Genomic DNA, 13381 nt, shown 5'->3' on the forward strand with positions numbered 1-13381 from the left:
TTGGTTAAAATATGATTGATGTGGGTAGGAAAAACTGAATGAGTGATTTGCGTATAGCCCATGTGATGGCGGGGGCAGCTAATGGTGGGGCTGAGTTGTTTTATGAACGTCTTTGCGTGGCACAACATGAACAAGGATTAAATATCTTACCCATTATTCGTAAAAACCCAGAACGATTACAATTATTACAGCAAGTAGGATTACAACCTCGTGAATTATCCTTTGGTGGAAAAATTGATTTTCTGACAAGGCGTAAATTAAAACAGTTATTAACCGATTTTTCCCCTCGAGTATCGGTGGCATGGATGAACAGAGCTGCTGCTTTCATGCCTGTTGGAGATTGGGTATCCGTTGGACGCTTAGGTGGGTTTTACGATTTAAAATATTATAAAAATTGCGATCATTTGATTGGCAATACTAAAGGGATTGTGAAATGGCTGATTGACCAAGGATGGCCAAAGGAGCGGGCGCATTATGTCCCTAATTTTGCCAGAGACTTTCCAAATGTTATTCCCAAACGCCCTGAATATATTCCTTCACAAGCGTCATTTTTATTGGCTTTGGGGCGATTACATACGAATAAAGGATTTGATATCTTAATCAAAGCGATGCCTTATCTTAAAGATGCGCATCTCTTAATCGCTGGCGAAGGTGAAGAGCGGGCAAAGTTACAAGATTTAGCGGATTCTTTAAATGTCTCTGATCGTGTGCACATGCCAGGATGGGTAACGGATATCTCTCAAATTTTAGGGGCATGTGATGTATTTGTTTGTTCATCTCGTCATGAGCCTTTGGGCAATATCGTGCTGGAAGCATTCGCAGCGACTAAACCTGTTGCATCATTAGCCTCTCAAGGACCAGTAGAATTGATTACAGATGGTGAGAATGGGTTATTATCACCTTTAGAAGATGAAAGATTATTGGCACAGTCAATTCAGAAATTGCTAGATTCCCCAGAATTTTCCAATAAAATTGCAAGAGCAGGACGGCAGAAATTTGAACAAGAATTTAGTAAAGAAACTGTATTAAACCAATGGTTTAATTTTTTAAGTAAAGTTGAAAAAGTTTAATGTGTGGCTTGGCAGGGATTGCTCTTAAATCAGGATATTCCATAACGAATGAACAAAAAGAGCTACTGAAAAACGCTCTTGCACATCGTGGGCCAGATGGTTCAGGAGAATATGCTGGAGAAGATGCCGTTTTAATTCATACGCGTCTTTCTATTATTGATCTTGACGGTGGGAAACAGCCGTTGAGTTCCCCAAATAAAGAGTTTCTTGTTGCAAATGGAGAAATTTATAACGACTTAGAATTGCGTAACTCTTTACTTGATTATCCTTTTCAAACAGGTAGTGATTGCGAATGTATTCTGCCTTTGTGGCAACAATTTAAAGAGGAATTTCCAGAAAAATTACGAGGTATGTATGGGGTTGCGTTGGTTGATGTAGACGAGGATACTCTTATCCTAAGTCGCGATCCCTTTGGAATTAAACCTTTATATTATGCTTGTGTAGAGCAAGGTATTGTTTTTGCTTCAGAGGCACAAGCTTTGATCAAAGCAAGTTTCGTTCAACCAACACTTCGTCAAGAAGGAATAGAGTCTTTATTACAGCTTCAGTTTATTCCTGGAAAAGAGACAATATTTCAGAATATTCACCGTCTGCTGCCTGGGGAAACATTGATAATCCAAGATGGGGTTATCGTGCTAAAGAAACGGATTGAAGTTTTTAAAGAACAAACTCAAATAATTTCAAATCCAGATTTTGCTTTATCAGAACTAGATCATATTTTGGAAGAAACGGTGCGCGTTCACGAACGTTCTGATGTTCCTTTTGGATTGTTTTTATCTAGTGGTATTGATAGTTCAATCGTCTTGAAAATGATGCAGCGCTTAGGACAAGAAAAACGAGTAAGAGCGTGGACGGCACGGTTTGAAACGGATGACCGCCAAGGCTATGTTGCCGATGAAACGGATCAAGCGTCCTTGTTAGCCAAACAAGTAGGGGCGGAACACCATATTTTTTCTATTACTCAAGAACAAGTTTGGCAATATCTTCCTCAGATTGTGGCGTGTATGGATGATCCTGTGGCTGATTATGCGATTATCCCGACTTGGTTTTTGGCAAAAGAAGCCAGCCAATCGGTGAAAGTAATTTTGTCTGGTGAGGGTGGAGATGAGCTATTTGCAGGATATGGTCGCTACCGCAAAGCCAGTCAGCTTTGGTGGCGTGGTGGAAAGAAAATGTATCGCAAAGGTGTATTTGATCAAACCGATTACCTACGATCTTCGTTATCTTCTTGGCGAGACGAAATAACAGCTTATGAAAATGCATGTGATTTCTCGTCAATGACACGCTTAACCAAAGCACAAAAAATTGATATCGAGACTTGGTTACCTAATGATTTGTTGATTAAATTAGATCGGTGTTTAATGGCGCATGGTATCGAAGGACGTGTGCCATTTTTAGATAAAAAAGTAGCTGAATTCGCCTTCAGCCTTTCAGATTCGTTAAAAGTGCAAAACAGGCAAGGAAAATGGATTTTAAGAAAATGGCTAGAGAAATATTTTTCAGAATCTAAGCCTTTTGCTCCTAAATTAGGGTTCAGTGTTCCCATTGGATTATGGATTGAGCAACAAGCAAAAATATTAGCACCAGTAGTTTCTCAGCAAGCAGGTATAAAAGCGATTGCTTTTTCTGATAAAATATTACCATTATTTGAAAAAGCCTCTGGTCGAAAAGAGCGCTATATGGCATGGAATTTATTATTTTATGCTTTATGGCATCAAATACACATAGTGGGTCAATCTCCAAACGGTTCGGTAACCGATATTTTGGCAGCATAGTAAAGTAGAAACGAGAAGATGCATTACGATTTAATATTAAAAAACGGAATTTGTATTTTTCCTTGGGGTGAGGAAAAAGCGAACATTGGTATTAAAAATGGGCGTATTCTTTCTTTGACTGTTGGCACGCATGACGATGCAGACCAAGTGATTGATGCTCAGGGTCTGCATGTACTGCCAGGGTTGATGGATTGCCATGTACATTTCCGTGAGCCAGGAAATGCGTTGGTTGAAACAATTGAAACTGGAACCAAAGCGGCGGCTTTGGGTGGCTTAACAACTGTTTTTGATATGCCCAATACCAATCCTGCAACTGCTGATTTGGAAACGGTGCAATGGAAGCAAAAACGCGCTAGTGAAACTAGTTGGATCAATTTTGGATTTTATATTGGTGCTACCCGCGAAAACACCAAAGATCTAGCCAGTCTAGAAACACAAAAAGGCGTTTGTGGAATTAAGGTCTATGCAGGTTCTTCAACGGGATCGTTGATGGTCGAAGATGATGCCAGCCTTGAACAAGTGATGTTGCATGGGCATCGTCGTGTTTGTTACCACGCCGAAGATGAATATCGTCTGCAAGAACGTAAAAAGTTGTTTTGTGAGGGAATGCCTTATGAGAATCATAGCAAATGGCGTGATGAGGAATGTGCATTTTTAGGCACACGTCGTATTATTGCTTTGGCACGAAAAACAGGTCGTCCAGCCCATATTCTGCATACAACTACGCAAGAAGAATTAGAATGGTTGGTGGATCACAAAGATATTGCCACCGTTGAAGTATTGGTTAATCACCTGACTCAGATCGGTCCAGAATGCTATGAGCGCTTAGGAGGATTTGCAGTGATGAATCCTCCTATTCGCGATCAACGTCACTATGATGCGTGTTGGGAAGCGATCAGAAACGGTGTTGTTGATGTGGTTTCATCCGATCATGCGCCACATGATCCAACGTTAAAAGCGAAACCTTGGTTATGTTGTCCTTCTGGAATGCTGGGAGTACAAACGATTGTGCCATTAATGCTTAATCACGTGAATGAGGGGCGTTTATCCCTCAGCCGTCTGGCAGATGTGATGGCTGCTAATCCCGCACGGATTTATGGAATGCCAACCAAAGGACGTATTCAAGTGGGATATGATGCAGATTTTACTTTGGTCGATATGGGTAAAAAAAATCGTATTACCAATGACTGGATTGCATCTCCAGCAGGGTGGACACCTTACGATCAGGTTGAGGTAAAGGGTTGGCCGATGGTAACGATTGTCAAAGGGCGTGTTGTCATGCAAAATGATGAAATGCTAGAAACGCCGAAAGGACAGTTAGTTAATTTTTTACCATAGAAAAATTGTTTGATTTAAGTTATTTATAAACGCAATAAATTGATTTGGGATAATAAAGATGAAAATTTTACTACAAGCTGGGATCGTTGGCTTAGGGTTAATTGTTGGCAGTACTGCTTTTGCACAAGATTGGGCTGCCAGCTGTGGTCATGAACCCAAAGCACCTGCTCTTAATGTATCGAACGTATCCAATTACAATAGCAGCGTAGAGCACTACACTGCGTATGACAAAGCAGCACGAGCTTACTATGGGTGTGTTGCCAAATCTGCGCATGCAAAACAAGCTGCTATTAGTCAAAAAGCTGCTGCAGATATGGAACCTTATAAAAAGGTTACGACAGAAGTGCGTACCCGTATCACAGCCAATTTGACCAAGATGCAAACAGAATTAAAAGCGGGCGGAAAAAAATTAGGGGCAAAAGCTAAAAAATAGGCTATGTAGAGGATAATGTTGTTTGCTTAATTATGATATAATAGCATGCATTATTGATCAGAAAAGGAGAATACATAGGTGTCTGAAGACCTATTAAAAGAAATTGATGCAGACTTACGCGCAGAAAGAATCAAAAATACCGCGCGTCGTTATGTTGCTTTTGTTATCGTATTAATTATTGTTGCTGTTGCTGCATTAGGGATATGGCAATATAAAAGCTGGCAATATCGTAAAGCTGTTGAACAAGCCTCCTTTTCTTACTTCAATATTACACAGCCTATTATTGCGGCGATTCCTGGACAGTCTATTTCAGATGTAACAAAGATTACTGCAATATCACAATTAAAAACATTATCTGCAAAGTCTCCACAGGCAATACGTGCTTTGGCTCAACTAGAACAAGCTGGTTTATTGGCTGATCAAGGCAAAGTTAAAGAAGCCTCTATTGTATGGGAAACATTACGAGGCGATAAAACTGCGCCCTTTGATTTTCGATCTCTAGCAGGATTATTATGGATACAACATCATTTGGACACTGCCCCTCCATCTGATTTGCGCAACCGAATCAATGAATTATTGGGACAGCAAACCCCTTGGTATGGATTACTGAAAGAATCAGAAGCGTTATTAAATTTACGTACAGGTAAGTTAATTGAAGCACGTCAGATTTTTGGACAATTATCAATTGATATGAATGCATCACCATCTTTACGTGAACGTGCAAGTATGATGTTGCAAATTATTGCTCACAATAAAACTGTAAATAAAAAGGTATCTCCATGATAAAATCTTTTTCTATGGTCAATAAAGGTTTGTCTCGACGTTCGGTGTTATTAGCCACTGGGGGCAGTATTGCATTGGCTGCTTGTGGGCATAAAAGTGAAAAGAAAGTATTGGTTGGTCAACGGATTGACGTATTCAGCTCTGGTGCAGGGTTAATGGTCGATCGAGACGATCAAACGCCGATTACTATTCCAGCCCCAATTATCGATCCCAAGTGGATGCAAGAGGGGCGTGTGCCTAGCCATACTTCAATTCATAGTGCCATCGGTGGTGTCCGTAAATTATGGGATTGCAGTATCGGAGCAGGTAATTCAGAACCAAGTCCTTTGGCGTTCATTGCGCTGGGGTCCAAGGGAAGAGGGATTGTTAATACCACTCCCGTTGTTGATGGCGATCGTTTTTATACTGTGGACGCAGTTGGAAAAGTAACTGCATTCGATTGGAAATCAAGAAAAGTATTATGGAAGTTAAATCCAAATAAAAAAGGGTCTAAATCGAGTAATCTAGGCGGCGGTATTGGATTAACGGATGATGCTCTATATATTGTTGATGGTGTTGCAGAAACATTAAAGGTTGATCGAAATAATGGCAATGTTATTTGGCGCGTTGATGTAGGAACCCCTGGACGTTCAGCACCAACTATTGTAGATGACCGTTTGTTTTTCGGCACAATTGATGGCAGTTTATTTTGTTTAGATACAAAGACTGGCAATCAATTATGGTCATATCAAACAGGCAGTGTGCAAACAAAATTATTTGGACAACCTGCACCTGCTTATTTTGATGGCATTATTGTCGCAGGTTTTGGTACGGGTGATTTGGTTGCTCTGCGTGCTGAAACGGGTGAACAAATTTGGACAGAGACGTTGGGACGCGGTGGTCGAGATTCTGATACAGATTTTTCTGCCATTAGTGCGTTGCCAGTTATTGTTGATGGCACAGTCTATGCAATTAGTGTGGGGGCTGTGTTGGTTGCTATTGACGTGCGTTCAGGGCGCAGGTTATGGGAACGTGAAGTTTCCGGTCAAAATGCGATGGTTGTGATTAGTGATTGGCTGTTTGCCTTATCTCTAGATCAACAATTAGCATGTTTAGATCGTATTACGGGGCGTGTACGTTGGGTTACTCAATTACGTCGTTTTAAAAACGCAGAAAAATCTAAAGATCCGATTGCTTGGTATGGTCCTGTGCTGGGTGGTGGTCAATTGATTTGTATCAGTGATTTTGGTGATAATGGTTTGGTTACGGTTGATCCCGCAACAGGGAAAGTAACCAAAGTTGTTAAAACAGATATTGCCCCAGCGTTAGCCCCAGTTATTGTTAATGAGAATTTGCTGGTCGTTGGACAAAATGGCAAATTGACTGCTTTTGGATAGGAATAAAATACGTGGCATTATCCACTAAATCTTTGCCTGTTGTTGTGATTGCTGGGCGCCCAAATGTTGGGAAGTCAACCTTATTTAATCGTTTGGCAGGCAGACGATATGCAATTGTCAATGATCAACCAGGCGTTACGCGTGATCGTAAATCTGTTGATATTATGCTAAGAGGCAGAAATGTTTCTTTGGTGGATACTGCTGGTTGGGAAGAAGATGATCCTCAAACCGTTTTTGGACGGATGCGTCAATCCTCTGAAAGTGCGGTTGCTTCTGCTGATGTTGTGATTTTTTGTGTCGATGCACGTTCAGGTATTCATCCTGTCGATCAACATTTTGCTCAGTGGCTTAGAAAACAGGGTAAGGTTATTATTTTAACCGTGAATAAAGCAGAGGGACATGCTGGGAATGTTGCTGCAATGGAAATGTATAGTCTTGGTCTAGGAGAGCCCTACCCAGTTTCCGCAGAGCATGGTGATGGTGTAGGGGATCTTATCGAAGCCGTTCTTGATGCTTTGCCTAATGAAGAAGATAAAGATTTTGATGCTTTCGAAGATGATGAGAATGATAATATTGATCGTCCATTAAAGTTGGCTATCATTGGTCGACCCAATGCTGGAAAATCAACATTGGTCAATCAGTTGCTGGGCGAACAGCGTGTCATTACTGGACCTGAAGCAGGATTAACCCGAGATTCGATTACAGTCAGATTAAGAGATGAAGAGGGTGAAATCGAGTTGGTTGATACAGCTGGATTACGCCGAAAAGCTAGAATTGACGAAACATTAGAAAAAATGTCTGTATCCGCTTCGTTGGTCGCTTTGAAAATGGCTGAAGTCGTTGTTTTGGTTATCGATGCTGAATTAGGTGTGCATGAGCAAGACTTGCAAATTGCACGTTTGGTTGAGAGAGAAGGGCGTTGCTGTATTCTAGCCTTAAATAAGTGGGATATCTTAGAAAATAGAGATGAAGTACGTCAACAAATCAAAGATCGTATCGAAATCTCTTTAACCCAAATGAGTGGTATTTTTACCGTTTCTTTCTCTGCATTAACGGGACGAGGCGTGCATAAATTACTGCCTACAGTACGCAGAGCTTATGCAGTCTGGAACAAACGTGTTCCGACGGGCGCTTTGAATCGTTGGTTCGAAGAAGCAATCACACGTCATAATCCGCCAATGGTTGAGGGACGACGTTTAAAAATACGTTATATTACTCAAATTAAGGCTCGTCCTCCGACTTTTGTTTTATTTGGAACACGGACTTCAAAAATCCCGATGGATTATCAACGGTATTTAGTGAATGGATTACGAGCTACATTCGATATGCCTGGTACACCGATACGATTACAATTTAGGGACAGTAAAAATCCTTATGCGAACGCTAAGGATTAATTTTTAGATTCAAAAGCTGAGCATATCAAAATGTTTGGCTTTTTTTTGTAAAAAACGTACGAATAGTGAAACATATTATGATTTGTATGGATTCATAGGGAGCGATATTGAGGTTGCTAGACAAAATATAGAAATCCTATTTTTCATTATATTAGAAGAGAGATATGGTGATTACCATGTTGGTAATTATTTCATGTTGCAGGTTGATACAATGTCTTTAGGTTAAATATAATATTGATCTTTATGATCGAGAGTCAGCTGATTTAAACTATTCAGAGTGTAGAATACTTATTTATTTTTCTTATCCAAAAAATTTATTGGAATATAATTATAAATTATTTGCATATCAGCTATTAATATTATTGGAAAGAAAAAGGTCAGCTCATTTATACGAGGTCACGTCGCTGTAAATATATACTGAGAATAATAGAGATCAGAAGTAAGATTCCTAGGATAGTCTCTCCTATAAATTGCATGAAGTGGATGCAAATAACACTCGTCAAAGCACCTGTAACAAAAGCAAGAATTACAAAAAACTGCATGATATATTCTTTCTTTTTGTCAGTATAATTCGGGTCATTTTTATGTAATGCAAAGTAATTATTGATTAAAGTCGTGCTCATTCCGGTGACATAACTGGAGCGAATGCCGATTTTATGCAAGTTATTAATGGTGCCATTTTGCAGACCCAGAGCAAAACTTAACCCTCCAAAGAAGATAATGTGACTTATATTGTTATAAAATCGTAAATTGATTACGAAAATACACATGACAACAACCAATTGTAGCAATAGTGCAATAGATGTTTTATAAACCAAATGGATTTTTGGATTTGTTCGAAACCATACCCCTAATACGGTACCAATTGTAAAACCGAAAATGGCTATAATACAACGATATAACGATGAATAGTTCTGGTTAACAGCATATACCGTGCTGAGCACAAGATTTCCTGTTAAGTGACCTGTAAATATTCCGGAAATAAGATAAGAACTGGCATCGGCAAATCCACCGATAAATGTAAATAGTAACATATATATAGATATAAGAGACTTATAATGCATGATTTAAGGTCACTTCGGCTTTTTTAAAAAAAGCAAAAAACAAAAGGTTTTTGGTGATGTCACGAAAATATACTGAATTTGTCATATTTTTGCCTAAAAGATTATCGAAACTCTTAACAAGAGCACAATACAAGTTTGGCTATAATTTCAAATTGTGTAAATGAAAATAAGGATTAAAGTAATGTTTAATAAAAAAATGCTCTCTTCTATGGTAGTTGCTAGTGGATTAAGTTTAGGTGCTATTGGTGCTGCGTTCGCTCATCCCGAAGCACCACCTCCACCACCTCCGGGTGAGTTGCCACCACCGCCACCGCCTCATCGTCCAGGTGGGATGTTTGGCCCAGCTGTTGGTCCGATGGGAATGATCTTCCAAGGTGTCAAGTTAACTAAAGAACAAAAACAAAAGATTCATGACATCATCGACGCAGCTCGTAAAGAAGAAAAAACTAATCGTGAAGCAATGAAATCTATTCACGATCAGATGGCTGCAGCGTTATTATCACCTGGAAAAGTAACTGATGAGACGTTAAAGCCAATCTTGGAAAAGCAAGCAGTTTTGGAAAAAACGACAAAAGAAAGTCACCTAAAGACTATTTTAGCATTACGCGATGTGTTGACACCAGAACAATTGGCTAAAGCTAAGGTTCGTTATACAAAAATTAAATCAATTAGGGAGCAAATGAAAGAGTTGCGTGAAATGGATGCGCCATCTCCAGAAGATGCACCATCACCTCCTTCAGAACCTTAATTTAAAAATATAGGTTAGTTTTGAGGCCTGTTACAATAATTTGTAGCAGGCTTTTTTCATATTTGGTTCATAGTGCTACAGTGATGAAAAAATGTTTTTTAAAGTGACAAGCTCATGAAAAATTGTTTAACTTTAAAAGTTAAAGTTCTATCCTTCATTTGTTTTATGGTAAGCGGGTTGAACGCTTTGGCAACTGAGCCGGCTTCCATGAGTGAAATACCACAATCGTGCCGAATGATTTCACCTGAAAAAATAACTTTTGAACTTCCTCTACCAACGCAAAAAATAACACAATCTCAAAAAGAACGAATTCATATTATTATAAATGATGCTCGCACACAGGCTTGTATATTACAAATGCAATATGATGGCTTGTTACAGCAAATCATTGCTATGCTTTTTGAAAATAGGGATGTTACTACAGAACAGCTACAACCATTTTATGATCAATTAACCTCTCTAACGCAAAATAGAATAGAGAATAAACTAAAAACGATTATATCTATTCGAAAGTTACTGTCACAAAAAGAATGGCAAGATGTTATCGCTGATTATGCACGATATATTACAGCCAAAAATGAATTTGTAAAACAACAGACTGCGTTACATCACTCAACGGATGCGTTAATTAGTGGTGACAAACCCAGTGATTTTACAACATTGCCACTAATTTCAATATCGTATTGTATAGAAAACAGTCCAAAGATAGAGATGTTAGAACAAATCATCTCTAAATTGCCTTTGACCAATTCTCAAGAAGGGCATTTTCGTAATGTTATGCGCTTACAAGAGACACAATCTTGTGTGTTGAGACAAGAGATGGGCGACTTTGTAGGTCGCTTTACTGCACTTTTGGCGCAGCCATCAGAACAAATAAAAACAAAACAATATCAAGCACTATTTAATCAATTAATAACGAAAGAATATTTATTAGAAAGCTATCAATTGCAAACATTATCTTCATTATTTCAGGTTTTAACGGTCGAGCAAAGAACGCAGTTGAAGGAAAAATATATGTTGTTAAAAGGATTGCTGTAATTACAGTTCAATAATAATGATTACTTTCTTTAGGTTATATAATGTATGAAAAAACTTATCCTTAAACTTGCTCTTTTATCAGCACCTGTTGTTGTGCATGCAGAGGAACAAAAAGTTAAAGATACCTCCACACAACTGCCACAAAAAATATTTGATGCAGCCGTGAATGCGTTAACGCCTGCATATTGCTCTCTTGACATCTCTTCCAGAATTTCCAAATCCATTGATGTTGTTCGGGATTGTTACAATAATACTCGAGAAGCCTCTCCTGAAAATGATATTTGTGTATTCGAAGATTCAATACTCAAATCCCTCGTGGATACCTATCGATATAGACTTGAACAAATAGGCGATGATGATCCAACCGCTGGGATAAAATTTATTTCAACAGATTCTATGGCAAAACGTTATGCTAATAAAACATTTTATTTTCGTAGGGACGGTTTGAATATTGATCAACTCATTAATCTACAACTTCGTTACTTCAAAGATAGAGTTCATGAAGCTTTTGATGTTTTAAACGAGAGATGTAAAAAACTTAGACAATAACCCCTCTGGCTCCAACATTGATTGCATCACCAGTCATCATTGCTTTGTTTCCCATTGCAGAGGCAACGTTTTTTGTTAAACTGGATGGATCTTGTAAAATATTACCATTAAAATTCATATGAAAGATTTGATGATTGGTAATATTTGGGTAATTGTTTGATTCCGTTTTGCCCATTCAATATCCATTCCATTTGATGCCATAGGTCGGTTACGCGTTTCAGGATGTTGGTATTTACCATCCAATGAATCATCTGACTTTCTATTAGTATCTAATTAAATTAACTTTTAATTATATTCTTTCTTGACATTTACCAATAAGTTAAACTATTCTCATCCCAAAGATAAGAAACGTCACCTCGCGAAGACTCGTGCAGTGACGCGTTATTTATTGCTTAAAACTGTAGGATGATTTAACGTGTTTGATCGTTTATCTGGAAAGCTTTCTGGCGTATTTGATGGGTTGTCAAAACGCGGTTCCCTGTCTGTAGAAGATGTCAATGAAGCCATGCGAGAAATCCGCTTGGCGATGTTGGATGCGGACGTTGCTTTGCCAGTGGTCAAAGACTTTGTTAACAGAGTTCAAGAGAAATCTGTTGGTCAAGAAGTCCTCCATAATATTTCCCCAGGTCAAGCCATTGCAAAAATCGTCAACGATGCGTTGATCGAAGCTTTGGGTGGTGCAGGGGCAGTTCCGTTAAATCTGAATGCCGTGCCTCCTATTCCTTATTTAATGGTGGGGTTACAAGGGTCTGGTAAAACCACGACTTCTGCAAAAATTGCCTATTACTTAACTCGTCGCGAACGTAAAAAAGTATTATTAGCCAGCTTGGATACATACCGTCCTGCTGCTCAGTTACAATTAGAGCAACTGGCTAATCAAGTCAAAGTAACCTCATTACCTGTGATCGAAGGGCAAATGCCTGTTCAGATCGCCAAACGTGCGATGGAAGTTGCTCGTCTTGAAGGGTATGATGTTGTTATTTTGGATACTGCGGGTCGTCTATCCATTGATGAAGCATTGATGGAAGAAGTCCAAAATATTCGCGACGTTGCCAAACCTGCTGAAACCTTGTTAGTTGTTGATGCAATGACAGGGCAAGATGCGGTTCATACTGCCAAAAGTTTCAATGAAAAAGTCGGTATTACTGGCGTAGTCATGACCCGTATGGACGGGGATGCACGCGGTGGTGCGGCGTTGTCTATGCGTGCCATTACGGGTGCGCCGATTAAATTGGTTGGTACGGGTGAAAAAGTGGATGCGTTACAGGAATTCTATCCTGAGCGTGTTGCCAGCCGTATTTTAGGTCTGGGTGATATTGCTGGCTTGGTTGAAAAAGCCAGTGAAACCATCGACCAAGAAGAAAGTGAGCGTCTTGCCAAAAAGATGCTTAAAGGCAAATTTGATCTGAATGATTACGCAGCTCAAATTGGTCAAATCAATAAAATGGGTTCGATTTCAAATATCATGGATATGATGCCTGGTATGGGCAAAATGAAAGAGAAACTCGGAGACAAAGAGTTAGACACCTCTATCCTAAAGCGTCATCAGGCGATCATTTCGTCCATGACCAAGGCAGAACGTAAGCAGCCTGCTATTATCAAGGCTTCTCGTAAAAAACGTATTGCAGCTGGATCAGGGGTTACAGTTCAAGAAGTTAATCGTCTATTAAAACAATATGATCAGATGGCTTCTATGATGAAGCGGTTTAATAAACTGGGCGTTAAAGGTTTAATGCGTCAGGGATTATCCGCTCTTTTACCAAAAGGAATGACGCCACCGCCTGGTGGTGGAATGATGCGTTAATTCTTTTTT

Annotated in this window: 13 protein-coding genes; 11 read left to right on the plus strand and 2 right to left on the minus strand. The window is 39.3% G+C overall.

Translation table 11 applies throughout. The annotated features are described in order from the left end of the window. The first annotated feature begins 38 nt into the window (after window positions 1–38). The 7 genes from PQG52_RS02970 (at window position 39) to der (ending at window position 8169) form a co-directional block, all read left to right on the plus strand. Complete coding sequence (locus tag PQG52_RS02970) at window positions 39–1070, plus strand: glycosyltransferase (RefSeq protein WP_271827833.1); 1032 nt, start codon at window positions 39–41, stop codon at window positions 1068–1070. Continuing rightward, window positions 1070–2845 (plus strand): asparagine synthase (glutamine-hydrolyzing), encoded by a 1776-nt coding sequence (gene asnB / locus PQG52_RS02975; RefSeq protein ID WP_271827835.1) that lies wholly within the window; start codon window positions 1070–1072, stop codon window positions 2843–2845. The genes PQG52_RS02970 and asnB overlap by 1 nt, the downstream gene beginning before the upstream one ends. Before the next feature lie 18 nt (window positions 2846–2863). Then, on the plus strand, window positions 2864–4183 hold the full coding sequence (locus tag PQG52_RS02980) for a dihydroorotase (RefSeq protein ID WP_271827837.1): 1320 nt from the start codon (window positions 2864–2866) through the stop codon (window positions 4181–4183). Window positions 4184–4241: 58 nt separating this feature from the next. After that, on the plus strand, window positions 4242–4616 hold the full coding sequence (locus PQG52_RS02985) for a hypothetical protein (RefSeq protein ID WP_271827838.1): 375 nt from the start codon (window positions 4242–4244) through the stop codon (window positions 4614–4616). 78 nt (window positions 4617–4694) lie between these two features. Next, the gene (locus PQG52_RS02990; protein ID WP_271827839.1) at window positions 4695–5399 is read left to right on the plus strand and encodes a hypothetical protein; all 705 of its coding nucleotides are present in this window, start codon (window positions 4695–4697) and stop codon (window positions 5397–5399) included. Beyond that, the gene (locus PQG52_RS02995; protein ID WP_271827841.1) at window positions 5396–6775 is read left to right on the plus strand and encodes an outer membrane protein assembly factor BamB family protein; all 1380 of its coding nucleotides are present in this window, start codon (window positions 5396–5398) and stop codon (window positions 6773–6775) included. Before PQG52_RS02990 ends, PQG52_RS02995 begins: the two co-directional genes overlap by 4 nt. A gap of 11 nt (window positions 6776–6786) precedes the next feature. After that, window positions 6787–8169, plus strand: coding sequence for a ribosome biogenesis GTPase Der (der, locus tag PQG52_RS03000; protein WP_271827842.1), 1383 nt, complete (start codon window positions 6787–6789; stop codon window positions 8167–8169). 386 nt (window positions 8170–8555) lie between these two features. On the opposite strand, the gene PQG52_RS03005 is transcribed toward der, so the two are convergent. Continuing rightward, window positions 8556–9233, minus strand: a complete 678-nt coding sequence (locus tag PQG52_RS03005; protein WP_271827843.1) for a YoaK family protein — start codon at window positions 9231–9233, stop codon at window positions 8556–8558. A 181-nt stretch (window positions 9234–9414) separates the two neighbouring features. On the opposite strand from PQG52_RS03005, the gene PQG52_RS03010 reads away from it, so the two are divergent. From PQG52_RS03010 to PQG52_RS03020, 3 genes are all read left to right on the plus strand, one after another. After that, window positions 9415–9981, plus strand: a complete 567-nt coding sequence (locus PQG52_RS03010) for a Spy/CpxP family protein refolding chaperone (protein WP_271827844.1) — start codon at window positions 9415–9417, stop codon at window positions 9979–9981. A gap of 114 nt (window positions 9982–10095) precedes the next feature. Next, window positions 10096–11019 (plus strand): hypothetical protein, encoded by a 924-nt coding sequence (locus PQG52_RS03015; protein ID WP_271827845.1) that lies wholly within the window; start codon window positions 10096–10098, stop codon window positions 11017–11019. A 45-nt stretch (window positions 11020–11064) separates the two neighbouring features. Further along, entirely contained in the window at window positions 11065–11568 is a 504-nt protein-coding gene (locus tag PQG52_RS03020) for a hypothetical protein (protein WP_271827846.1), read from the plus strand. Here PQG52_RS03020 and PQG52_RS03025 read toward each other — a convergent pair. Next, window positions 11558–11743, minus strand: coding sequence for a hypothetical protein (locus PQG52_RS03025; RefSeq protein ID WP_271827847.1), 186 nt, complete (start codon window positions 11741–11743; stop codon window positions 11558–11560). The genes PQG52_RS03020 and PQG52_RS03025 overlap by 11 nt on opposite strands. Before the next feature lie 240 nt (window positions 11744–11983). On the opposite strand from PQG52_RS03025, the gene ffh reads away from it, so the two are divergent. Then, the gene (gene ffh / locus PQG52_RS03030; RefSeq protein WP_271827848.1) at window positions 11984–13372 is read left to right on the plus strand and encodes a signal recognition particle protein; all 1389 of its coding nucleotides are present in this window, start codon (window positions 11984–11986) and stop codon (window positions 13370–13372) included. The last annotated feature ends 9 nt before the right edge of the window (window positions 13373–13381 follow it).

The sequence above is a fragment of the Commensalibacter communis genome (genome assembly GCF_947179105.1).
GTDB classification, from domain to species: Bacteria; Pseudomonadota; Alphaproteobacteria; order Acetobacterales; family Acetobacteraceae; genus Commensalibacter; species Commensalibacter communis.